This is a genomic window from Deinococcus sedimenti, assembly GCF_014648135.1.
Lineage (GTDB): Bacteria > Deinococcota > Deinococci > Deinococcales > Deinococcaceae > Deinococcus > Deinococcus sedimenti.
On sequence record NZ_BMQN01000002.1, the window covers coordinates 180,420 to 202,578 of the forward strand.

The window sequence follows — 22,159 nt, forward strand, 5'->3', positions numbered from 1 at the left end:
TGAGGGCAGAGGGCCAGGAAACGTCCAACGCCCAGCGCACGGCTGTCCAGCTCAGCTGCACTCGATCCGGCCGCATGAAAGATCCCGCCGACTTCTGGGCGAGGTGGCGGGACGTGATGGGCTGACTCCTTACTCGCCGCGCGCGGCCTGATTGAGTTTCTTGCTGGCTTGGAGGGCCATGCCCTTGGCTTTCTTGACGTCCAGACCGAGTTCAGGGGCGACGTCCTCGACCTTGCGTCCCTCGCCGCGCGTGGCGGTCACGAGGCGGCGTTCGGGGTCGCTCAGGACGCCCAGGTGGGGTTGCAGGTCCGCCCAGGTGAACGTGGTCTTGGCGGGTGCGGCTTTCGCGGCTGGCTTCTTCGCAGCGGGTTTTTTGATTGCCGCCTTGCTGGCGGCGGGTTTCTTCGCCCCGGCCTTCGCGGTGGTCTTGCTCGTGCCGGTCTTGGGCGCAGCCTTCTTGGTGGCGGTCGCCTTGCCGGGTTTCTTCTTGGGTTCCTTGCCGCGTTCCTCCAGGATTTCCAGGGCGCGTTCGGCGGTCAGGTTTTCCGGAGTCTCACCCTTGCGCAGCGTGGCGTTGCGTTCGCCGTCGGTCAGGTACGGTCCGAAGCGGCCGTCCTTGAGCTGGATAGCGGCGCGGCCCGGGAACTCGAAGGTGCGCAGCGGTCCGGCGGCGGCGGCGCGTGCCCGGAAGCGCGGTTGCAGGAACAGCGCTTCTGCCTCGGGCAGCGTCACCGTGAACAGCTGCTCGTGCGTGGCGAGGCTGCGGCTGTCGTTCCCGCGTTTCAGGTACGGGCCGTACTTGCCGTTGAACGCCCAGACTTCCTCGCCCTCGCTGCTGCCCACCAGTCGGGGCAGGGTCAGGAGTTGCAGGGCGCGCTCCAGGCTCAGGGTGCCCAGGTCGTCGCCGGGGAAGAGGCTCGCGCTGCGCGCCGGTGGGTTCGTGTCGCCCAGCGTCACGTAGGGGCCGTACCGTCCGGCGCGGGCCACGACGGGCATCCCGGTGTCCGGGTCGGTGCCCAGGGGGCGGTCGCCGCTGGGCCGCGCGAGGATTTCCTCGGCCTTCTCGGCGGTCAGTTCGTCCGGCGCGAGGTCCTCGGGCAGGTTCGCCTTCTGCTCGCCGCGTTCCATGTACGGCCCGAAGCGGCCCACGCGGACTTCCACGCCGCTGCCTTCCAGTTTCGGCACGCGGATGGTGGCGATGCCGCGCGCGTCGATCTCGCCCATCTGCCGCTCGATGGTGGGTTTCAACGCCATGCCCTGCCCCTGGTCCCCCAGGTAGAAGCGCTTGAGGTACGGCACGCGGCTCTCGCGCCCCCCGGCGATCTCGTCGAGGTCCTCTTCCATCTTCGCGGTGAAGTCGTAGTCCACCAGCGTCCCGAAGTGGTGCTCCAGCAGGGCGCTCGTGGCGAATGCCGTCCAGGACGGAATCAGCGCCTGCCCCTTCTTCGTGGCGTACCCACGGTCCTGGATGGTGCCCAGGATGCTCGCGTACGTGCTCGGACGCCCGATCCCGGCGGCCTCCAGCGACTGCACCAGACTGGCCTCCGTGAAACGGGCGGGGGGCTGGGTCTCGTGCCCCTCGGGTTTGGCGCCGTCCGCCGTCACGCGCTGTCCCTCACTCAGGGGGGGCAGGGGCGTCTCGCGGTCCTCCAGCGCGGCGCTGGGATCGTCGCTGCCCTCCACGTACGCGCGCAGGAAGCCGGGGAAGTCGATGGTGCGGCCCGACGCGCTCAGGGCCACCTCCTCACCCCCCTTCGCCTTGCCGCCCAGGCGGACGCGCAGCCCACGACCACGCGCGTCGGCCATCTGGCAGGCGACCGTGCGCTTCCAGATCAGGTCGTACAGGCGCCACTCGTCGCCGGACAGTTCGGTCTTCAGGCTGTCGGGCGTGCGGAAGCTGCTCCCGGCCGGGCGGATCGCCTCGTGGGCCTCCTGCGCGTTCTTCGCCTTCTTCGTGTACACGCGCGGCTGCGGCGACAGGTAGTTCGCGCCGTACATCTGCGCCACCTGCGACCGCGCCGCCTTCACGGCCTCCTCGGAGAGGTTCGTGGAATCCGTACGCATATAGGTGATGTAGCCCTGCTCATACAGGCGCTGCGCGGCGCGCATGGTGCGGGTCGCGGCGAAGCCCAGCTTGCGGCTCCCCTCCTGCTGCAGCGTGGACGTGATGAACGGCGGGTACGGCCGCTGCGTGAACGGTTTTTCCTCCGCGCTCGTGACCGTCAGCGGCTGCCCGGCCAGACCCTCGGCCAGTGCGCGCGCCTCGGCCTCGGTCAGCAGGCGGGCCACCACGCCGTCCTTCAGTCGCCCGGTCAGCGGGTCGAAATCACGGCCCAGCGCCAGCTTCTGCCCCGCCAGATCGGTCAGGCGGGCCGGGAAGCTCTGCCCGTCCGCCGTCTGCGCCGTGACCAGCAGGTCCCACCACGTCGCGCTGACGAAGCGCATCCGCTCGCGTTCACGCTGCACCAGCATGCGCGTCGCGACCGACTGCACCCGCCCCGCCGACAGTTTCGGCGCGACCTTCTTCCACAGCACCGGACTGACCTCGTACCCGTACAGGCGGTCCAGCGCCCGGCGGGCCTCCTGCGCCTCCACGAGGTTCGTGTCGATCTGACGCGGCGCGGCAATCGCCGCCTGGATCGCTTCCTTGGTGATCTCGTGGAACACCATGCGCCGCACCGGCACCTTCGGCTTCAGCTCCTGGAACAGGTGCCACGCGATGCTCTCGCCCTCGCGGTCATCGTCGGTCGCGAGAATGATCTCGTCGGCGTCCTGCGCCAGCTTGCGCAGCTTCGCCACGTGCGCGCGCTTCTCGGGCGACACCACGTACAGCGGCTGGAAGTCGTTCTCGACGTCCAGGCCCAGGCGCGCCCAGGCCTTGCCCTTGTACTTCTCGGGAATGTCCGCCGCACTTTTCGGCAGGTCACGGATGTGCCCGATGGACGACTCCACCGTGTACCCCTTTCCGAGGTACTTCTCGATGGTGCGGGCCTTGGCAGGCGACTCGACGATAACCAGCGTGTGGGCAGAGGATCTGGGCATAAGCAAGGGTGCTCCCCTAAAGAAGTCAGGGGTGAGCGTAGCACGCCCCCGCAGAAGCTTCCGGGAGAAGCGGACCAATACCCCCTTATGAACGGACCCCGTCCCGGACGGCCCGGGCCCACGCGAGAAAGTCCTCAGGATTCAGATTTCCTTCATGCTACGCTGCCCGCATGCGAGCCCGGGGCGCCACGCTCTCCATCATTCCCCTCGCGGTCACCGCCCTGCTCCTGACGGGCTTCCTGACCGCGCCCCCTCTTCAACTCCCCAACTCCGCACCTAACCCCACCCTGATCGTCCTCGGTGCCGCGCAGTACGACGGACGGCCCAGCCCCGCCTTCCAGCGCCGCCTCGACCACGCCCTCAGCCTCTACCGCCAGGGCCACGTCCGGCAGGTCGTCGTCACCGGCGGCCGCCAGCCCGGCGACCGCTACACCGAAGGCCGCGTCGGCACCACCTACCTGTACCAGCATGGCGTCCCCAGCGGCGCCCTGATCGCCGAGGAACGCAGCCGCACCACCGTCCAGAACCTCGAGAACGCCCGCGCCCAGCTGCCCGGCGGGACACCCGTCACGCTCGTCACCGACGCGGCCCACGCCCCACGCGCCCTCGCGCTGGCCCGCGCCATGAACATGAACGCCAACGTCAGCGCCAGCCCCCTGAGCCCCCAGACCAGTCGCCAGTACGTCCTGCGCGAGAAATTCGCCCTGCTCGGCTACGCGCTGCTCGGCATCCGACTGTAAGAAAGAGAGGTGCGGGGCGCAGGAGGTCATCCCCTGCGCCCCGCACCTCTCTTTCCGAACTACCGCTTCAGTCGTCGTGTGACCGCCGCGACTTCCGGCATCCGCAGGGCGAGCGCGCCGCCCAGGTACACGGCGAGGCCCGCGCCGCCCGCCAGGGCCAGGACCGGGAGGCTGGTCAGGATGAACCCCGGCTGGATCGGCAGCGCGCGCGCGATCAGCCACGCCGCGCCCCCGGCCACCCCCGCCAGTGGCACGACGCGCAGCAGGTGCCCCATGACCTCGCGCGCGGGGAAGCCCACCGCGCGGCGGTACAGGACGATCAGGGCCGCCGTCATGAGCAGCCCGCTGATGGTGGTGCTCAGCCCGAAGCCAATCAATCCCAGCGGTGGCACCAGCAGCCGGTACAGGCCGACCTCCAGCACGAAGCCGATGGCGCTGATCGTCACGGCCTCCCGCGTGCGTTCCCGCGCGTAGAAGGTCCGCAGCAGCACCGTCACCAGCGCCCACGGCACCAGCGCCAGGGACCAGCTGCTCAGGATGCCCGCCCCGGCCAGAAATTTCACGGTCTCCTCGGCGCTGCGGGGCGCGTGGGTGTTGATGATGCTGATCACGTACGGGGACAGCGCAATGATCAGCGCGCTCATGGGGGCCGCCAGGAAGGTCGTGGTGCGGATGGTACTGGCCGTCAGCGCGCGGAACTGCGCCCAGTTCTGCTCGGCGGCCGCCTGCGAGAAACGCGGGAAAACCGCCAGGACGGGCGACACGACGAACAGGCCGTTCACGGTGGTGAACAGCGCCTGAGCGTTGAAGTACCCGGCCTGCGTGCCGGACTCGAACAGCCGCGCGTCGGACAGCAGGCGCAGCACGTACACGTTCAGGAACTGCCGCGCACCGGCGGTCAGGGTGAACGGCGCCATCTGACGCAGCACGCGACGCACCGCCGGGTGACCCATCAGGGCCGGGGTGGGCAGCAGCCCGAAGCGGTTCAGGGCGGGCAACTGCACGACCAGCTGCGCCACCCCGCCGAGCAGCCACCCGAACGCCAGCCACTCGGCCTGCTTGGGCAGCAGCACCAGCGCCGCGATGCTGGCGATGTTGAACGCCACGGGCGCGAAACTGCTCTCGCGGAAGTGCTCGTCGGCGTTCAACAGCCCCATGGCGATGGCGGACAGGCTGATCAGCATCAGGAACGGCATGACCATGCGCGTCATGAACAGCGCCAGTTCCCGGTCAATGTTCGACTGCCCGGCCAGCAGCAGGTCCACGAGGTACGGCGCGGCCAGGATGCCCGCCGCCATCAGCAGGAGGTTCACGGCGATCAGCACGCCGCTGAACGCCTGCGCCAGCCGCCTGCGCTCGGCGTCGTCCAGGGTCTTGTAGACCGGGATGAACGAGTTCACCAGGGCGCCCTCGGCCAGCAGTTCCCGCAGCAGGTTCGGGATGGTGATGGCCGTGTTGAACGCCTCGACCAGCGTCACGCTGAACAGGTTGTTCAGGGCCATCTGGCGCAGGATGCCGCTCAGGCGCGAGCCGAGCGTGCCGAGCATCACGATGATCGTGTTCGCCCGCAGGGACTTCTTCGGACTGGCGGGCCGGGGCGCGTCGGGCGGTCCGGCGTCCTCGAAGGTCATGTTCAGTTCGGGTGGGGCGGGCGGCTGGCCCAGCGGGGACTTGCTCACCGGGCCACTGTAGCGCCGCCCACGCTGCGGGGAGAGGGGCGGGTCAGTCGGTCAGGGCGTGCGCCTGTCCGTCCGGCCCGATGAACAGGCGCGCGGACCCCAGCGCCACCGGCAGGCGCAGCGTCCCCAGGTACGCCTGGAGGTGCGCCGGAAAGGCGTCCAGCGTGATGGGCGTGCGTGGCGCGGCGACCAGCCGGTACACGCCAGCCTCGCCGGGCACGTGGTCGTACACGAACGCACCCCGGCGCTGCGGGGCGCACAGGTGCTCGTCGAACCCTCCCACGTCCACGCTGGTGTCCTCGGTCTCGGGGCGGGTATCCAGCCACACGTGCGTGGCCTCCAGCAGTTCCTCGGACGCCAGCGCGGCGGCGGGCACCGTGTCGTCCCCGGCGGCCAGGAACTGCGCCACGAACCCGCGCGGGTCGGTGGCGAACCAGTCGAATTCCACGCCCGCGATCTCCTCGCGGGTCAGGGGTGTGTGCGGCGTTTCCCCGGTCATCAGGGGTTCAGGAGGTTCTGGATGGCCGGGGTCTGCTCGGGGAACTTCACCGCGACGTTCACGGTCGTCCCGGCGGGCGTGGCGGGGTCCACGTTGATCCAGTGGCTGGCCAGCACCGGCGGGTTCGGCTGCGGATCGATGGCCCGCACGAGCACGCGGCCCTGCGGCGGCACGAACGCACACCAGCCCTCGGCGGTCGCGGCGAACGCCCGGACGGGCAGCACGCTCTGCAGCGTCAGGTCGTCCGGGGTGGCCCAGTACTCGATCAGGAGGCTGGCCTGCTCGCGGCCCAGGTCCTCCGCGGCCACGTCCACCTGAATTTCGATGCCGTCGGCACGGCCGGGAACGAGGTTCATCCAGCCCGGCACGACCAGGCGACCACTGAGGGCACTCTTGAACTGCTGAGGGACGGGCTGAGTCATCCTGCCCAGCGTAGCGCACCGCCCTTCCCGGAATCTTTCAGACCGCGCGCCTCACTGTGCCGGGGCTTCAGCGGCGGATGGTGCGCAGCAGCGCGCGGATCACCACGAAGCCCACCGCGAAGAACAGCAGGGGCGTGAGGTTCACGGTCACTTCCGCGTCCTTCTCGGGTTCCAGGGGGTTCTGCCTGCGGTACTTGATCATGCGCCCCAGCCTACGCCGGGGCGCGCGCGGGGGCGCACACAAATCGTTAAGCCTGCCCGTTCAGTGCCGGGCGTCCAGTCCACGCGGCCCGGCCCGTTGCGCCCCGGCCCGCGCGGCGGTAGAACTGCCCCCGTGACCACCGACACCGCCCACCCCGGCGCCACCCTGCCCGGCACCATGCGCGCCCTGAGCAAACAACACGCCCAGGAAGGCATCTGGATGACCGAGGCGCCCGTCCCCACGCCCGGCCCGAACGACCTGCTCATCAAGGTCCGCAAGGGCAGCATCTGCGGCACGGACGTGCACATCTACAAGTGGGACACCTGGGCGCAGAAGACCATTCCCGTCCCCATGATCGTCGGGCACGAGTACGTGGGCACGGTCGCCGCGATCGGCAGCGAGGTCCGCGGCTTCCAGATCGGCGACCGCGTCAGCGGCGAGGGCCACGTCACCTGCGGGCACTGCCGCAACTGCCGCGCCGGACGCCGCCACCTGTGCCGCAACACCCTCGGCGTCGGCGTGAACCGCCCCGGGTCCTTCGCGGAGTACCTCGTGCTGCCCGCCTTCAACGCCTTCAAACTCCCCGACGATATCCCGGACGACATCGCCGCGATCTTCGATCCCTTCGGGAACGCCGTGCACACCGCCCTGAGCTTCGACCTCGTCGGCGAGGACGTCCTGATCACCGGCGCCGGACCCATCGGCGTGATGGCCGCCGCCGTCGCCCGGCACGTCGGCGCGCGCAACGTCGTCATCACGGACATCAACGACTACCGCCTGGACCTCGCCCGGAAGATGGGCGTCACCCGCGCCGTGAACGTCGCCCACGAGGACCTCCGCACCGTCATGACCGAACTCGGCATGACCGAAGGCTTCGACGTCGGCCTGGAAATGAGCGGCTCCGGCCCCGCCTTCGCGCAGATGGTCGACGTCATGAACAACGGCGGCAAGATCGCCCTGCTCGGCATCCCTGCCGGACGCGTGGATATCGACTGGAACGGCGTCATCTTCAAGATGCTGACCATCAAGGGCATCTACGGCCGCGAGATGTTCGAAACCTGGTACAAGATGGCCGCCCTCATCCAGTCCGGCCTCGACCTGACCCCCATCATCACCCACCACTTCCCCATCAGCGAGTACCAGCAGGGCTTCGACGCCATGCTCGGCGGCCAGAGCGGCAAAGTCATCCTGAACTGGGAATAGGGGATGCGGGTTAGGCGTCGCCCATCAGTTCGGCTGGAAAGGGCGGCACGCACCAGCGTCCGCTGGGGCCGGGCGGCGCCTGAAGCAACCTCAACCAAACGGCCTCCCCGGCCGCCAGCGGTCCGGTCAGGAACGCCTCGGCATCGATGCTGACCTCGCCGTCATCGTTCACCTGTGGATCAAACCCGATCTCGAATTCGGGTTCGGTCGGGTCGGACCAGAACAGTCGCGCCGATTCCATGACCGGTTCAAGGGTGAGCCCCAGCCCACGCAGCCGCAGGACGACCCCGTGAGCGAGGTCGCAGCGCCAGATGTCCTGATCTTGCCTCCAGGCGGGCGTCGTGGTCATTGCGCCCAGTGTAGGCGCCGCGCGCCGTTTCCCCCTCGCCATCTGGCGGATGCCCAACTCCGCTTCCCTGCGGCATGCTGCCTCGCATGAGCGTTCTCGTGCAGGTGTGGTGGCCCGGTGATCCGGGTGTCTTCGCCTGTTGACGTTCATCGTCGCGCCGCGCCCGGACACTGAATCCGGGCGCGGCTTTTTTCGTGTCTCTCGCGGAGGTCGGATGATGTCGAATACAGGAAATGGGATGGGGGAGAGGGTGCGCGTGTTGACGGGGGACCGCCCGACGGGACGGTTGCACCTGGGGCACCTGGCGGGGTCGCTGCGGTCGCGGGTGGCGTTGCAGGACTCGCACGAGGTGTTCGTGCTGGTCGCGGACGTGCAGGGCCTGACCGATCACTTCGACCGGCCCGACGTGCTGCGTCGGAACGTCCCGGAGGTGATGCTGGACTACCTGGGCGCGGGCCTGGACCCGGCGCGGGTGACGTTCGTGCAGCAGTCGGGCGTGCCGGAACTGACCGAGTTGACCGTGTACCTGCTGAACCTCGTGACGGTGTCGAAGCTGCGGCAGAACCCCACCGTGAAGACCGAGATCGCGCAGAAAGGCTTTGGGGACGCAGTCCCGGCGGGGTTCTTCATCTACCCGGCGGCGCAGGTGGCGGACATCACGGCGTTCGGCGCGCAGGTCGTCCCGGTCGGGGAGGATCAGCTGCCCATGCTGGAACTGACGCGCGAGGTGGTCCGGCGCTTCAACGGGCTGTACGGGCCAGCCGCCGACGTGACGGACGTGCTGGTGGAACCGCAGGCCCTCCTGTCCGCCTCGCCGCGCCTGCCGGGCCTGGACGGGCACGCGAAGATGGGCAAGAGCCTCGGCAACGCCGCATACCTGAGCGACCTGCCGGACGAACTGCGCCGCAAGGTGATGGGCATGTTCACCGACCCCACCCACCTGCGCGCGGCGGACCCCGGCACCGTCGAGGGCAACCCGGTCTTCACGTACCTGGACGCCTTCGACCCCGACGCCGCCCGCGTGCAGGCCCTGAAGGACCACTACCGCGCCGGAGGCCTGGGCGACGTGACCGTCAAACGCCACCTGCTGGACGTCCTGAACGCCGAGTTGACCCCCATCCGCGAACGCCGCGCCACCTACGCGCAGGACCCACAGGCGGTCATGACCCTGCTACGCGACGGCACCCAGCGGGGCCGCGAGATCGCCGCGCACACGCTGGCACAGGTGCGGGCCGCGATGTTCTGAACGGGGTGCGGGAGGCGGTGCGCGGGAAGTGGGTCGGGAGTGTCGGGGGGGTTAGTCTTGTGAACGCCGCGCAGCTGGACCTCTCAGGGGTTCCCACTTCCCACTCTCCACTTCCGACTCACTCCGCGCACCGCTTCCTGCATCCCGCCTCCCTGTTCCGTGCCCACTTTTCCTGAGTGTGGTCGTGTTAACCTGTGGCCGGAGGTCGGGCCTCGCCCGGCGAGACACGACATATGGATTACTACGAACTGCTGGGCGTCGCGAAGACTGCGAGTGCCGATGAAATCAAGTCCGCCTACCGTAAACTCGCGCTGAAGTACCACCCGGACCGGAACAAGGAAGCCGGGGCGGCCGAGAAGTTCACGCAGATCAACGAGGCGTACGCCGTCCTCAGCGACGCCGAGAAACGCGCGCATTACGACCGCTTCGGCAGTGTGCCGGGCGCGGGCATGCCGGGCGGTGACCCGTTCGGTGGGATGGGCGGCGCGGGTTTCGACCCGATGGACATCTTCGAGCAGCTGTTCGGCGGCGCGATGGGTGGCCGTGGCGGGCGGCGCGGCCCGGCGCGCGGGGACGACCTGGAGACCGAGGCGTTCGTGACGCTCGCGCAGGCCCGCGCGGGCGAGGAGATCGAGGTCACGGTGGACCGCCTGACCACCTGCGAGCACTGCGACGGCTCGAAGACCGAACCCGGCGGGAAGCCGCCCAAGACCTGCACGACCTGCGGTGGGGCGGGCGCGGTGCGCGCGCAGGCCCGCACGATCTTCGGCGTGGTGGAGACGCAGCAGGCCTGCCCCACCTGTCGCGGCGAGGGCCAGATCGTGCAGGACCCCTGCACGGTCTGCAAGGGCCGGGGCCGCACCCTGAAGGCCGAGACCGTGAAGGTCAAGCTGCCCAAGGGGATCGACGAGGGCTACCGCATCCGCGTGAGTGGCGCGGGCAACGAGGGGCCCGGCGGGAACGGCGACCTGTACGTGCACATCGAGATGGAGAAGCACCCCGAGCTGCGCCGCGAGCAGGAGCACCTGATCCACACGGCGAAGATCGGCTTCGCGAAGGCCGCGCTGGGCGGGCAGATCACGGTGCCCACCCTGGACGGCCCACACACGGTCGAGGTGAAGGCCGGAACGCAGCACGGCGAACTGCACCGCCTGCGCGGGCAGGGCATGCCGCGCCTGCAGGGGTCTGGGAGCGGGGACCTGATCGTCGAGTACGACGTGATTGTGCCCAGGCCGGGTCAGCTGACGCCCGAGGCGCGCGAGGCGCTGCTCGCCTATGCCCGCGCGGTGGGGGACGAGGTGAACGAGAAGCACGAGGGTTTCTTCGATCGCGTCGGCAAGATCTTCCGGGGGGAATGATGAACTACACGAACCGCAGGGGGGGGCTGCTGGGCGCCGCGATTCTGAGTGTGACTCTGGTGGCCTGCGCCGCCGATCAGATCGTCACGCCGGACGAATACACGCGCCTGATGCCCGGCATGACGCTGGTGCAGGTGCAGCAGGTTGTCGGGGATCAGGGGCAGCCGGTGCAGGCCATTGCCGGTCAGGTGCACCGCTGGCAGAACCAGGACGGCAGCTTCGCGCAGGGAACGTTCCTAGCGGGCCGCGCCGTGGACTTCGACCAGGAGGGCCTGATGGGCAGCGTGTCCAAGTCGAAAAGCAAATCCAAGAAGTCCCGCCGCCGCTGAACCCGCTGGCTTTCGACGGCTCCCGGTGTGATCCCGGGGGCCGTCGGTCTGTCATGGAGCGCGGAGCCTGAACTCGTCGTGCAGGGCGGCATGAGCGGCGTGGTATCCGCTCATGCCGTGGATGCCGCCGCCGGGCGGGGTGGCGCTGGAGCAGAGGTACACCCCTTTCACCGGGGTGCGGTACGGGGTGGGGGTGGGCAGCGGGCGGGCCAGCAGGCCCCACAGGTCGCCGCGCCCGCCGTTCACGTCCCCGCCCTGGAAGACCGGACTGAACGCCTGTAACTCGGGGGCGGTGGTGCGGCGCCGGGCCAGGATCAGGTCGCGCCAGCCGGGCGCGAAGCGGTCGATCTGTGCCTCCATCGGCCCGCTGGCGTCGCCCGCGAAGCCGGACGGGACGTGCGAGTACGCCCAGAACGTGTGCTGCCCGGCGGGTGCGCGGCTGGGGTCGAACAGGCTGTGCTGCGCGGCGAGCACGTAGGGCCGCGCAGCCACCTGCCGCCCCGCGACCCGCTCGGACAGGGTGACGTCCGGCGCGAGGCCGCCCAGGTGTACGGTCGCGGCGCGCGCCACGCGCGGGTCCGCCCAGGGCATGGGGCCGGACAGCGCGTAGTCGAGTTTCTGAAGGCCCGGCCCGTAGCGGTACCCCTCCAGCGCGGCGCGGTACCAGCCGGGCGCGCGGTCCCCCAGCACATCCAGCAGCACGTGGGGGCTGCTGTCCACCAGGGTCACGCGGGCGGGCGGCAGGTCACGCGCGGACCTCACGGTCACGCCGGTCAGGACCTTGCCGCCCAGGAATTCCAGGTACGCGCGCAGGGCGTCCGCCAGCGCCTGCGCCCCCCCGCGTGGGAACGGCCAGCCGACCGCATGCGCCAACAGCGCCAGCACCAGCGTCACGGCCGCCGTGCCGGGCGCACTCAGCGGCAGGTTGCTGTGCGCCGCCAGACCCGCCCACAGCGCGCGGCCCTCCGGCGTGCGGAAGAGGGTGTCGCCGACCAGCTGCGCGCTCGGGAGGCCCCGCAGTCCGAACCGCACCAGGGACAGCGGGTGACGGGGCAGGCGCGGCAGGGGCCGCAGCAGGTCGTCCAGCAGCCCCTCCCAGTCGTGCATGAGCGGCCCCATCAGGCGCACCCAGGCGGGACCATCCCGCCCCAGGGCCTCGGCGGTCGCGTGCAGGTCCCGTTCCAGAGTCGCGCTCCGCCCGCCCGGCAGCGGATGGGTGGCGGGGGCGTCGGGCTGCACCCAGTCCAGCCCGAACGCGTGCAGCGGCCACGCCCGGAACGCCGGACTGGCCGCCGCCAGCGGATGAATCGCCGACCCCACGTCATGCGTGAAGCCCGGCAGCGTCAGGGGCGCGCTGCTCAGGCCACCTCCGACCCGGGCATGCGTTTCGAGCACCTGCACGCGCAGCCCCGCGCGGGCCAGCGTCACGGCCGCCGACAGGCCGTTCGGTCCGGCCCCCACCACCACGGCGTCCAGCGTCATACCCACAGGCTAACGCCCCCGCCCCCGCGTCCCCCTTGAGCGGACATTCACCGCCCGTGTTCCCCGCCCGGGCACGCCCCCCCGGTATGACAGTCCCATCACGGGGCAGGTATGCTGCTGAGCGGTCAACAGCCGCGCCCGCCCGGGCGCGTATCAACACCCCGCCCACGTCCCACCCCCTTCTGGAGGATTTCCCGTGTCCGTCCCCCACCGCGCCCCCACCAGCCTGCTCAACAGCCGCCGCTCACCCCTGCTCGTGTTCGCCGGTCAGAGCAACCGACCCCTCGCCCAGGCCATCTGCGACCACCTGGGGGTCCCGCTGGGCCGCAGCAAGACCGAGAAGTTCACGAACGACAACATCATCGTGCACTACGAGGAAAGCCTGCGCGAAGGGGACGTGTTCATCGTCCAGACCTTCAGCAACCCCGTCAGCGACTCGATCATGGAACTCATGCTCATGATCGACGCCGCCAAGAGCGCCAGCGCCGGACGCGTCACCGCCGTCATCCCCTACTACTCCTACGCCCGCAGCGACAAGAAGGACAGCCCCCGCATCAGCATCGCCGGGCGCCTGATCGCCGACCTGCTCCAGGAAGCCGGCGCGGACCGCATCCTGACCATGACCCTGCACGCCCCGCAGGTCCACGGCTTCTTCAAGGTCCCCGTCGACCACCTCTCCGCCGACCTCGTGCTCAGCGAGCACTTCAAGAAGTGCGTCCCGAACGCGCACGAGGGTGTCGTCCTCGCGCCCGACGCGGGCAGCATCAAACGCGCCTCGCAGATCGCGCGCCGCCTCGACAGCGGCCTCGCCATGATCGACAAGGAACGCCTCTCGGACACCGAGGTCCGCCCCCGCGCCCTGATCGGCGACGTGGACGGCCGGACCGTGTTCATCGTCGATGACGAGATCAGCACCGCCGGGAGTCTCGTCGAGACCGTGAACATCGCCCGCAGCATGGGCGCCAAGGACGTGTACGTCGCCGTCACGCACGGCGTGTACTCCGGCCCCGCCATCCAGCGCATCGCGGCCCTGGACGTCACGCAGGTCGCCAGCACGAACACCGTGCTCGTGCCCGACTCGAAGATTCAGGCGTCCAACGGCAGGCTGGCCGTGCTGGACGTCGCGCCGCTGTTCGCGAACGCCATCACGAACATCCACACCGGCGCCAGCGTCAGCACCCTGTTCACCTGAGCAGCGCGTCAGGACGGTGGGGAGGGGTCGCGAGATCCCTCCCCGCTCTGTCTTGCCGTGTGGGCTGAGCCGGTCTTACTGGGGTTTCCGGGACACCCGGTACTTCCACGAAATCTGCTCCACTGGGGCCGGGCGCGTCTCGATCAGGTGTGCCGTTCCGAAGGGCCGGGCGATGCCGAGGCGTCCATACCCGGTGTCGCCCACGAACAGATCGTAGGCATGCAGCGCGTCCTGAGCCGGATCCAGGGTCAGCCGGAAGTAGACGGGGGTCAGGCCAGGGTCGATCAGGAGAATGGCCCAGCCATAGAGTTCTGCCGCGTTCGCCGCCAGCTTGCGGACGCTGGTGAGCAGAGTGCCGTCCAGGTATTCATTTTCCCACGCTGGGTACGTTTCGCGCAGCAGCTGCGGAATGAAGTACGTCAGGTCGTCCTGGAGACTGATGGACAGTTCCGGGGAGACTTCTGAATCGGTCTGGGTCTGGCTGAGCAGTTCACGCAGGTGGGCTGCGAGCCGTGATTCGAGTGACTGGGACATTGGGCGCTCCGGGCACCATTATGCCGTGGGCGGGGCGAGCCAGCGGGCGCGGGGCAGGAGCAGGAGCAGCAGCGTGGCGGCCAGGACGGTGAGGATCAGGCCCGCGTGACCGCCGGTCAGGAACGCCAGGGGCAGCGCGGCGCTGGCGAGCAGGGGCAGGAGGGGCGTGCGGGCCTGTCTGGGACCCCCGAGGATCACCCAGGCGAGGGCCGCGCCCGCGAGGCTGCCGAGGATCTCGGCGAGCAGGAGGGGCAGGTACGCGGTCAGGACGCCGCCGAGGGTGAAGCCCAGCGCGAGGCCCAGCAGCGCGCCGCCGAGCGTGAGGGGCGCGAGGGGCGTGCGGCGCGTGACGGCCCACAGCGGGATCAGGAGGGCGGCGAGCACGACGGCGAGGCCCTGCGTGAGGTGGACCTTGGTGAGGGTCTCGCGGACGCTGCCCTGCGTGAAGACCACGGCGACGTCCTGCGCGGTGACGGCGTTCTTCAGCTGCCAGCGCAGCGTGGCGGGGCCGCCCAGCCCGGAACTGCCCAGCGCGGGTCGGGTCTGGCTGGTGGGAAACAGCGAGTACCGCTGGAACTTGGCCGGGCGGTCGGCGGTGACGGTCACGTCGAGGTCCCGGATGGCCTCGCGGCGGCTGAGCTGGTAACTCCAGGCGCGGGAGCCCTGGTGTGCGTACGCGACCTGCACGTCCACGCTGCCCCCGGCGGGGACCTGCCCCTCCCAGACGTTGCCGTTCAGGAGGTCGCTGGCGCTGAGGGCCTGCCCGTTCACGGTCAGGGTGAAGCCGCTGAGGGTGCCGCTCCCGCCGGGCAGCGGGAACGCGAAGCGCAGCGTGGCGGGCGTGTCCAGCGGGTTGCGGAAGCGGTAGCTGGCCTGGAAGGCGGCGTTGTAGTACGTGCCGCGCCCCCCGGCGGGGTCCACGAAGCGCAGGTCCGCGCGGACGACGCTGCGGTCGAAGTCCAGCGGGCGTTCGGACTGCATGACGACCTCTCGCGTGTACCGCAGGCCTTCGGGCGTCCGGGTGAAGTTCTCGCGGAGGTCCTGCACGGTGTCGCCGGGGTTTCCCAGGTACGGCAGCAGCCCTTCGAGGCTGTTGTTGACGCTGACGCGCGTGGCGACGTCGTTCGGCAGCAGGAGGCTGCGGGTGTACGTGCGGTTCTCGACGAGGCTGGCGCGGGGGGCGGTCTGCACGGTCTGGCCGCCGTCGGGGTCGGCGGCGTTGGCGTAGCGGGCGCTCTGCTGCGCGGCGATGCGGGCGTCCACGGCGCGGCGCGACACGTTCAGCACGAGCAGCGCCCCGCCCAGCAGCAGCGCGGCCAGCGCCCACCCGCCGAGCTGTGGCGCGCGGGTGCCCAGCCAGTGCAGCGTGCGGCGGGCGCGGTCCCGGTCGATCAGGGCGAGCCCCGCGAGGGCCAGCGCCAGTGCAGCCAGTACCAGGGCAGCGGGCAGGGCGAGGTCGAGCAGGGCGTGCAGCGCGCCGAGCAGGGCGGTCAGGGCAGTCTGAACCATGGGGCCTCCTGGGGATGGGGGAGAGGTTGTGGTGGGTGTTGCTCTCCGGAGTACACCACTCATGCGCTTCGTGAAGCGTCCCTCTTTGGTTGCAGGGATCGGCGCGCGGCACGATGGAGCATGACGCTCCTCGACCTGCCCGTGCGGCCCCTGACCCCGCTGCTGGAGATGCACCTGGGCGCTGGGGTCCGCTCGGCGCAGCGGCTGCACGGCGGGGACATCAGCGACACGTTCCGGCTGGACACCACGCGCGGCCCCTTTGTCCTGAAGACCTCGCCGCAGAAGGCCGGCCGCTGTCTGCCGGACGGCTTCTACGCCGCCGAGGCGCACGGCCTGAGCCTGCTGCGTGCCGCGCCACTGGTCACCCCGGACGTCATCGCGCACGGCAGTGGTCCAGGCGGGCAGCCGTACCTGCTGCTGTCGTGGCTGCCGCCCGGCGAGGACACGCCCGCCGCGCAGGACGCCCTGGGGCGCGGCCTCGCGGCGCTGCACGCCCGTCCAGCTCCGTGCTTCGGGGAGCTGCCGGACAACTACTTCGCGTCGCTGGCGCAGCGCAACCCGTCCGCCGCGGGTGCCGCCGAGTTCTTCTGGTCGGCGCGGCTGGAGCCTCTGCTGACCCGCGAGCGGCTGCACCTGACGCCCCGCGACCGGGCGGGCTTCGACACGCTGCGGGAGCGCCTGCCGGACCTGATCCCACCCGAGCCGCCTGCGCTGGTGCACGGTGACCTGTGGCACGGGAACGTGCACTACACGCCGCGCGGTCCGGCCCTGATCGACCCGGCAGTCGGCTATAGCCACCGCGAGGTGGACGTGGCGGCCCTGCGGCTGTTCGGCGGGGTGCCCCGGCGGGTCTTCCAGGCGTACCACGAGGCGTTCCCGCTGGCGGACGGCTGGGAGGCCCGCGCGGCATTGTGGAACCTGTACCCGCTGCTGGCGCACCTGCTGCTGTTCGGCGAGGGGTACCTGGGCCGCACGCGCGAGGCGCTCCACGCGGCCCTCAACCCCGTTAGGTAAGTTTTGCAAATCAGTTGATTTATCAAAGTATAAGGGGCACACTGGAGGCATGACCATCACCTCCGTCCTGCCTGCCAGCACCCACGTCGGCCCGGTCCACCTGAACGTCCGCGACCTGAACGGCACCGCCGCGTTCTACGCCACCCTGCTGGGGCTCAGCGCGACCACGCAGGCCGACCCCACCCAGGCGGACACCGACATCACCCTGGCCGCGCAGGGCGCGCCGCTGCTGCACCTGCACGCCACGCCGGACCTGCCGCGCGCGCCCGTCAGCCGACCTGGCCTGTACCACACTGCCTTCCTGCTCCCCACCCGCGCCGACCTGGGCCGCTGGCTGGCGCACGCCGCGCGGCTGGGCCTGCGGATCGGCAGCGGCGACCACCTCGTCAGCGAGGCCTTCTACCTCAGCGACCCCGAAGGGAACGGCATCGAGGTGTACGCCGACCGCCCGCGCGACACCTGGACGTGGCGCGGCGGGCAGGTGCAGATGGACACGAAAGCCGTGGACGCCGCCGCCGTCCTCGCGGCCGCCGGGATCGATCCCGCCACGCTGGACGGCGCTGTCGCCTTCACCGCGCCGCAGGGCACGACCGTCGGGCACGTGCACCTGAAGGTCGGCAGCGCCGCGCAGGCCGCCCAGTGGTACCGGGACACCCTCGGCCTGGACGTCGTCGCGGACCTGGGCAGCGCCGCGTTCCTCTCGTGGGGTGGGTACCACCACCACGTCGGCCTGAACGAATGGCACAGCGCCGGGCAGCCCGCCCCCACCGCGCCCGCCGCCGGACTGAGTGGCGTGACCTTCCACACCCCCGACCTCGGCGCCCTGCGCGCCCACCTTGCGGGCCGCGCGGACGTGCAGGACGCGGGCGACCACCTGACCCTGAGTGACCCCTGGGGCAACCGCGTGACCGTCGCGCACAGCAGAATTCAGGAGGATTGAAGGTGCCCTTCAATCCTCCTGAACGAGCGGAGCGAGCACCTGACAATACCGGCGGTTGGAAGTGGAATTGAAGGGCGTGGTGTTGGCCCTTCAATGGAACTGGACACCGCTGTCAGCGCTGATTCTGTACGCTGGGGCATGCGCGCCCCCCACCGAACCCTGCTCCTGGCTGGCCTGCTGACCCTGACCCCCGGCACGGCGTGGGCCGCCGCGCCTGCCGGACTGCACCCCGTCCTCGCCACGCTGCCCGGCAGTGGCGGCACGTACCTGCTGGGCGGCTGGCAGGACGGACGCTGGCTGACAGACGCCCAGACCCGCGCCAGAATGACTGGAGCGGCCACCTACACCCGCCTGACGCTGGGCGCCGCTCCCGGTCGCGTGCAGGGCGGACAGCCCGGCCCACTGGGCGCACCGGAGGAACCGTGCAGCGAGACGCTCGCCGTGACCCTCACGCCTGCCCGCGAGGGACTGGCCATCCTCACGTCAGCCCGGCTGAACGCCCAGCCGCGCGCCGTCACCGCGCTGCCCACCCGCAACGCCACGTACGAGGCCGCCGTACGAACCGAACTGACCCGCCGGGGCCTGAGGAATCCACAGGTGAGCATCACCCGGCTGATCCGCACCGACCTGGACGGCAACGGCACCCAGGAAGTCCTCATCGAGGCCAGCCGGTTCCAGGAACGCAACGGGGACTTCCCGCCGCCCGTCGGGCAGCCCGGCGATTACAGCCTCCTGCTGCTGCGCGCCGTGGTGAACGGGAAGGTCGTGACCACCGTCGTTGGCGAGCACATCGCCCCGCTGAAACCCTGGGATCCCGGCAGCAGTGCTCCCATGCCCATGGCCACCCTCCACCGTCTGGCGGGCGTGGCCGACCTGAACGGCGACGGCCGCATGGAACTCGTCCTGTACGGCGCGTACTACGAGGGCTCGGGCTTCAGCGTGCAGCAGTGGACGCCCGCCGGACTGAAGGGGACACCGCTGGAAAGTGGCTGCGGCGTGTAATACGGATTCCGTTTGTTTCGCCGACAATCCGGAACGTCACCGGATTGCCATCTCCACGTCCGGGACCCGCCCCGCTCCCACTCGCTCTGCTCGGATTGAACGGGTTTTGCAACCCATTCAATCGGAGCCCGTATAAAGCCCGCGCGGGCAGGCGCTACACTCGCGCCTGATGAGCGACACGACCGCCCGCACCCTCGTCGGCCCCGCCGAAGCCCTGCCCGACGGACAGCAGACCGCCGTGGATGTCGGTGGGATCAGCGTGGTCGTCGTGAACTTCGAGGGACAGTACTACGCCCTGCGGAACAACTGCACCCACAAGGACTTCCCGCTGCTGGGCGGGGACGTCAGCATGGGCCGCATCACCTGTGAGAAACACGGCGCGAAATTTGAACTCGCGACCGGGAAGGCCAAGACGCTGCCCGCCGTGAAGCCCGTCAGGCTCTACCGCACGCAGGTCGAGGACGGCCAGCTGTACGTCTCCGAGCTGTAGGCCCGCATAAGGAGGCGCAGGACCTCAGGTGAATCACGTCCTGGGTCACCCGGTCCCGGAGGCTGATTCGCAACGCACTACAGGAGCGCTGAGATGATCTCAGCGCTTCTGCATCGAGGGAAGCTGGGGGGCTCAGCTATCGAGTGGGTCCCGGCCCGAACCAGTCGGGGGGACCCGCGCCTGCGGTCAGAGGCCGTTCTTGTTGTCGCCGTGCACCTGATGCTGAAGTTCCGGCGTTTCGCCTTCCGGCAGGTCGCCGGGGCGCTGACTGACATGCGGGGGACTCTGCTCACTTGGAGGGGTGTAGCCCGGGTTGCGGTCGATCGCCTCGCGGTGATGCTCGGCAGCCAGGGCGGTCGAGGCGCTGATCCCCACGCCCGCCGACGGCACGATGGTGTCCAGGTGCTCGCCGCCCAGGCCCGCCACGGTCTGCGCGCCGGCGAACTCCGCATCCTGCGGCTCGTGCTCCATGGCCGTCACATCCCGCGTGGCAAGGTGATCGAACGCGCCAGTCACGTCCTTCGCGCTGTGCGGCTGAGCCGACGCGCCTAGGCCCTGATCGGCGGCCCCCACGCGGTCCCCGGCAGGCGTCGTCGTGTAGGCCTCCTGATGGTCGTCCTTGCGGTCGGGCGTGTCGAAACCCGTCTGCGCGCCGTGCTCGCCCGTCACGGGCGGGTTGCGGTCATCGTGATTGGTCATGCCGCCAGTCTGCCCCCACCCCACCCGCGCTGCCTTCCGGCTTTCTTCAGACGGCCGAACGGAACCGTTCAGGAAGGCTGAACCGCAGCGCTGATCACGTCGGGAGAGGCCCCTCCAGCGAGTCGGCCAGCACTGCGTGGCCCTCCTCGCGCGCGAAGTCCGCGGCGCGGCGACCGTCCGCCGTGCGGGCGTCCGCGTCCGCGCCGCGCTGCCGCAGGAACAGCGCGAGGCCCGCGTCGCCGTTCTGCGCGGCGGCCATCAGTGGCGTGAACTCGTCCTGTTGCGTGGCATTCACGTCCGCGCCCGCCATGATCAGCGCCCGCGCGAGTGCCCCGTGCCCGCCCGCCACCGCCGAGTGCAGCGGCTGCACCCGCATCGCGTTGCGGCTCACGGCGTTCACGTCCGCACCGCGCGACAGCAGCGCCTCTGCCACGCCCGCGTGCCCGAAGAACGCCGCGAGGCCCAGCGGACTGAACCCGTCCCCACTCACGCCATGCACCAGCGCCGGGTCGGCGTCCAGTTCGCGCGTCAGGGCCGCCTCGTCCCCCAGCGCCGCCGCCTCGAACACGTTCAGCGGCGCGCCCAGCTCCACCAGCACGCGCGCCATGTCCGCCCGGCCGTAGTACACCGCGAACAGCACCGGACTCACACCCATCGGGCTGGGCAGGCTCAACAGCTCCGCGTCCCCGGCCACCAGGGCGCGCAGCAGCGCCTCGTCCCGCGTCTTGATCGCCAGGAAGAACGCCGCCTCGCGGTCCCCCACCACCTCACCAGCTCCGTCACTCATGCGCCCAGGGTAGAGGGTCGGGCGCTCAGCGTGTGGCCCTCGCCGTAGTGCGGGGCGCACAACTGTACGCTCAGGGGCGCGTCGGGCGCGGGCCAGCGCACCTCCCAGCGGGCGCCGTCCTCGATCAGCAGCAGGGTCAAGGCCAGCGCCCCGTCGGCCTGCCAGCCCGCCCGGACGGTCAGGGCGACGGTGGTGCCCCAGGTGTCCAGCGTCTGCTCCTCCCAGGCGTTCAGGGTGAAGCGGACCGTGTTCGATGTCGGCCCAGCAAGGGCCAGCGTGCCGTGTTCGCCTGTGATGGTCAGCGTCGCGGCTTCCCACCCCTCGTCGTTCGGGTCGAACGTGAAGTGCGCCTGCACGTCCCGCAGCGGGGGCGGATCGAGGAGCTCCGGCACGTCCAGCATGAGGGCCGCGCAGCGTACCCGCAGCGCCTCCGTGTCCGCACCGGGCGGCAGGGGAGACTCCTGCGCGTTCCCCAGCAGGTGCGTCCAGGTGTGATCCAGCACGCCCTGCATGTCGCCCACGCCCGCCGTGACCGCCAGCACCATGTCCTGCTCCGGCAGGACCACGCAGAACTGCCCGAACGCGCCGTCCGCCCGGTACGCCCCGTGACGGCAGCGCCACACCTGATACCCATACCCCTGTGCCCAGTCGCTGTTTTCGTCGCCGGGGTTCGTGCCGGGCGGGACGTCCGCGGCACTCATGGCGTCCACCCACGCCGCAGACAGCAGCCTCTGCCCCTGCCACACTCCCCGGTTCAGCAGCAGCTGCCCGAAGCGCGCCACGTCCCCCGTCCGCAGGTGCAGGCCCCACCCGCCCAGGTTCACGCCCCGCGCGTTGCTGACCCAGCGCGCCTCCCGGAACCCCAGCGGCTCCAGCAGGCGCGGCGTCAGGAACGCCAGCAGCGTCTCCCCGGTCACGCGCTGCACCAGCGCCGACAGCAGGAACGACGCGCCGCTGTTGTACACGAAGTGCGTCCCCGGCTGGAACTCGACCGGCTGTGACAGGAACGCCTCTATCCAGTCCCCGTCCCCCGCCGCGACCAGCGCATCCGTCACGTCCGCTGCGTGCCCGGTCCGCATGGTCAGCAGATCCTCGACCCGCATGGCCCGCAGGTGCTCACCCACGACCGGCGGCAGGGCGTCCGGGAAGAGGTCCACCACCCGGTCCTCCACGCCCAGACGACCCTCCTGCACCAGCAGCCCCACCCCCGCCGCCGCGAGCGCCTTGCTCAGCGAGTACACGTGATGCACCCGCTCCGGCCCGTACGGGAACCAGTGCCCCCCGGCCACCACCCGACCCAAGCGCCGCAGCGTGAACCCATGCACCTCCAGCCCGTCCGCCGCCAGGGCGTCCAGCCACGCCAGCACCGCCCCGGACGGCAGACCCAGCGACTCCGGCGACACCTGAACCATAGAAAGAGGCACGCCCCACGCTACGGGAC

Annotated in this window: 22 protein-coding genes; 10 read left to right on the forward strand and 12 right to left on the reverse strand. The window is 70.5% G+C overall.

Annotated features, from left to right (window positions below):
• Positions 1 to 129: 129 nt before the first annotated feature.
• Positions 130 to 3,042: a type I DNA topoisomerase gene (gene topA / locus IEY69_RS07615; protein ID WP_189072550.1), complete on the reverse strand. Its 2,913-nt coding sequence runs from the start codon at positions 3,040 to 3,042 to the stop codon at positions 130 to 132.
• A 170-nt stretch (positions 3,043 to 3,212) separates the two neighbouring features.
• Here topA and IEY69_RS07620 point away from each other — a divergent pair, with 170 nt between their 5' ends.
• Positions 3,213 to 3,782 (forward strand): YdcF family protein, encoded by a 570-nt coding sequence (locus IEY69_RS07620; protein ID WP_189072551.1) that lies wholly within the window; start codon positions 3,213 to 3,215, stop codon positions 3,780 to 3,782.
• 59 nt (positions 3,783 to 3,841) lie between these two features.
• Here IEY69_RS07620 and murJ read toward each other — a convergent pair whose 3' ends face one another.
• The 4 genes from murJ to IEY69_RS21930 all read right to left on the reverse strand — a co-directional run bounded on the left by murJ (position 3,842) and on the right by IEY69_RS21930 (position 6,584).
• The gene (gene murJ, locus IEY69_RS07625) at positions 3,842 to 5,413 is read right to left on the reverse strand and encodes a murein biosynthesis integral membrane protein MurJ (protein WP_189072840.1); all 1,572 of its coding nucleotides are present in this window, start codon (positions 5,411 to 5,413) and stop codon (positions 3,842 to 3,844) included.
• A gap of 91 nt (positions 5,414 to 5,504) precedes the next feature.
• Entirely contained in the window at positions 5,505 to 5,960 is a 456-nt protein-coding gene (locus tag IEY69_RS07630; protein WP_189072552.1) for a hypothetical protein, read from the reverse strand.
• Positions 5,960 to 6,382: a uracil-DNA glycosylase gene (locus IEY69_RS07635; protein ID WP_189072553.1), complete on the reverse strand. Its 423-nt coding sequence runs from the start codon at positions 6,380 to 6,382 to the stop codon at positions 5,960 to 5,962. Before IEY69_RS07635 ends, IEY69_RS07630 begins: the two co-directional genes overlap by 1 nt.
• A 67-nt stretch (positions 6,383 to 6,449) precedes the next feature.
• Complete coding sequence (locus tag IEY69_RS21930) at positions 6,450 to 6,584, reverse strand: hypothetical protein (protein ID WP_268243858.1); 135 nt, start codon at positions 6,582 to 6,584, stop codon at positions 6,450 to 6,452.
• Between the two features lie 177 nt (positions 6,585 to 6,761).
• Here IEY69_RS21930 and tdh point away from each other — a divergent pair, with 177 nt between their 5' ends.
• Positions 6,762 to 7,787 carry an L-threonine 3-dehydrogenase gene (tdh, locus tag IEY69_RS07640; protein ID WP_189072841.1) on the forward strand — a complete coding sequence of 342 codons (1,026 nt, stop codon included), beginning with the start codon at positions 6,762 to 6,764 and terminating at the stop codon, positions 7,785 to 7,787.
• Between the two features lie 10 nt (positions 7,788 to 7,797).
• On the opposite strand, the gene IEY69_RS07645 is transcribed toward tdh, so the two are convergent.
• Positions 7,798 to 8,136: a hypothetical protein gene (locus IEY69_RS07645; RefSeq protein WP_189072554.1), complete on the reverse strand. Its 339-nt coding sequence runs from the start codon at positions 8,134 to 8,136 to the stop codon at positions 7,798 to 7,800.
• A 238-nt stretch (positions 8,137 to 8,374) separates the two neighbouring features.
• On the opposite strand from IEY69_RS07645, the gene trpS reads away from it, so the two are divergent.
• The 3 genes from trpS to IEY69_RS07660 all read left to right on the forward strand — a co-directional run bounded on the left by trpS (position 8,375) and on the right by IEY69_RS07660 (position 11,069).
• The gene (trpS, locus tag IEY69_RS07650) at positions 8,375 to 9,382 is read left to right on the forward strand and encodes a tryptophan--tRNA ligase (protein WP_189072555.1); all 1,008 of its coding nucleotides are present in this window, start codon (positions 8,375 to 8,377) and stop codon (positions 9,380 to 9,382) included.
• Between the two features lie 233 nt (positions 9,383 to 9,615).
• On the forward strand, positions 9,616 to 10,740 hold the full coding sequence (gene dnaJ / locus IEY69_RS07655; protein WP_189072556.1) for a molecular chaperone DnaJ: 1,125 nt from the start codon (positions 9,616 to 9,618) through the stop codon (positions 10,738 to 10,740).
• Complete coding sequence (locus IEY69_RS07660) at positions 10,740 to 11,069, forward strand: hypothetical protein (RefSeq protein WP_189072557.1); 330 nt, start codon at positions 10,740 to 10,742, stop codon at positions 11,067 to 11,069. The genes dnaJ and IEY69_RS07660 overlap by 1 nt, the downstream gene beginning before the upstream one ends.
• A 51-nt stretch (positions 11,070 to 11,120) precedes the next feature.
• On the opposite strand, the gene IEY69_RS07665 is transcribed toward IEY69_RS07660, so the two are convergent.
• Positions 11,121 to 12,551, reverse strand: coding sequence for a phytoene desaturase family protein (locus tag IEY69_RS07665; RefSeq protein WP_189072558.1), 1,431 nt, complete (start codon positions 12,549 to 12,551; stop codon positions 11,121 to 11,123).
• 196 nt (positions 12,552 to 12,747) lie between these two features.
• Between IEY69_RS07665 and IEY69_RS07670 the strand changes: the two genes are divergently transcribed.
• Positions 12,748 to 13,743: a ribose-phosphate diphosphokinase gene (locus IEY69_RS07670; RefSeq protein WP_189072559.1), complete on the forward strand. Its 996-nt coding sequence runs from the start codon at positions 12,748 to 12,750 to the stop codon at positions 13,741 to 13,743.
• Positions 13,744 to 13,818: 75 nt separating this feature from the next.
• On the opposite strand, the gene IEY69_RS07675 is transcribed toward IEY69_RS07670, so the two are convergent.
• Positions 13,819 to 14,277 carry a hypothetical protein gene (locus IEY69_RS07675; protein ID WP_189072560.1) on the reverse strand — a complete coding sequence of 153 codons (459 nt, stop codon included), beginning with the start codon at positions 14,275 to 14,277 and terminating at the stop codon, positions 13,819 to 13,821.
• Positions 14,278 to 14,295: 18 nt separating this feature from the next.
• On the reverse strand, positions 14,296 to 15,786 hold the full coding sequence (locus IEY69_RS07680; protein ID WP_189072561.1) for a hypothetical protein: 1,491 nt from the start codon (positions 15,784 to 15,786) through the stop codon (positions 14,296 to 14,298).
• A gap of 120 nt (positions 15,787 to 15,906) precedes the next feature.
• On the opposite strand from IEY69_RS07680, the gene IEY69_RS07685 reads away from it, so the two are divergent.
• The 4 genes from IEY69_RS07685 (at position 15,907) to IEY69_RS07700 (ending at position 19,232) form a co-directional block, all read left to right on the forward strand.
• A complete protein-coding gene (locus IEY69_RS07685) occupies positions 15,907 to 16,800 on the forward strand; it encodes a fructosamine kinase family protein (protein WP_189072562.1) in 894 nt (297 codons plus the stop codon).
• Positions 16,801 to 16,849: 49 nt separating this feature from the next.
• The gene (locus tag IEY69_RS07690; RefSeq protein ID WP_189072563.1) at positions 16,850 to 17,740 is read left to right on the forward strand and encodes a VOC family protein; all 891 of its coding nucleotides are present in this window, start codon (positions 16,850 to 16,852) and stop codon (positions 17,738 to 17,740) included.
• Positions 17,741 to 17,878: 138 nt separating this feature from the next.
• The gene (locus tag IEY69_RS07695) at positions 17,879 to 18,742 is read left to right on the forward strand and encodes a hypothetical protein (protein WP_189072564.1); all 864 of its coding nucleotides are present in this window, start codon (positions 17,879 to 17,881) and stop codon (positions 18,740 to 18,742) included.
• Positions 18,743 to 18,911: 169 nt separating this feature from the next.
• A complete protein-coding gene (locus tag IEY69_RS07700; RefSeq protein ID WP_189072565.1) occupies positions 18,912 to 19,232 on the forward strand; it encodes a non-heme iron oxygenase ferredoxin subunit in 321 nt (106 codons plus the stop codon).
• 186 nt (positions 19,233 to 19,418) lie between these two features.
• On the opposite strand, the gene IEY69_RS07705 is transcribed toward IEY69_RS07700, so the two are convergent.
• From IEY69_RS07705 to IEY69_RS07715, 3 genes are all read right to left on the reverse strand, one after another.
• Positions 19,419 to 19,931 (reverse strand): hypothetical protein, encoded by a 513-nt coding sequence (locus IEY69_RS07705; RefSeq protein ID WP_189072566.1) that lies wholly within the window; start codon positions 19,929 to 19,931, stop codon positions 19,419 to 19,421.
• A gap of 94 nt (positions 19,932 to 20,025) precedes the next feature.
• The gene (locus tag IEY69_RS07710; protein WP_189072567.1) at positions 20,026 to 20,718 is read right to left on the reverse strand and encodes an ankyrin repeat domain-containing protein; all 693 of its coding nucleotides are present in this window, start codon (positions 20,716 to 20,718) and stop codon (positions 20,026 to 20,028) included.
• Positions 20,715 to 22,142 carry a serine hydrolase domain-containing protein gene (locus IEY69_RS07715; RefSeq protein ID WP_189072568.1) on the reverse strand — a complete coding sequence of 476 codons (1,428 nt, stop codon included), beginning with the start codon at positions 22,140 to 22,142 and terminating at the stop codon, positions 20,715 to 20,717. The genes IEY69_RS07710 and IEY69_RS07715 overlap by 4 nt, the downstream gene beginning before the upstream one ends.
• Positions 22,143 to 22,159 lie beyond the last annotated feature (17 nt).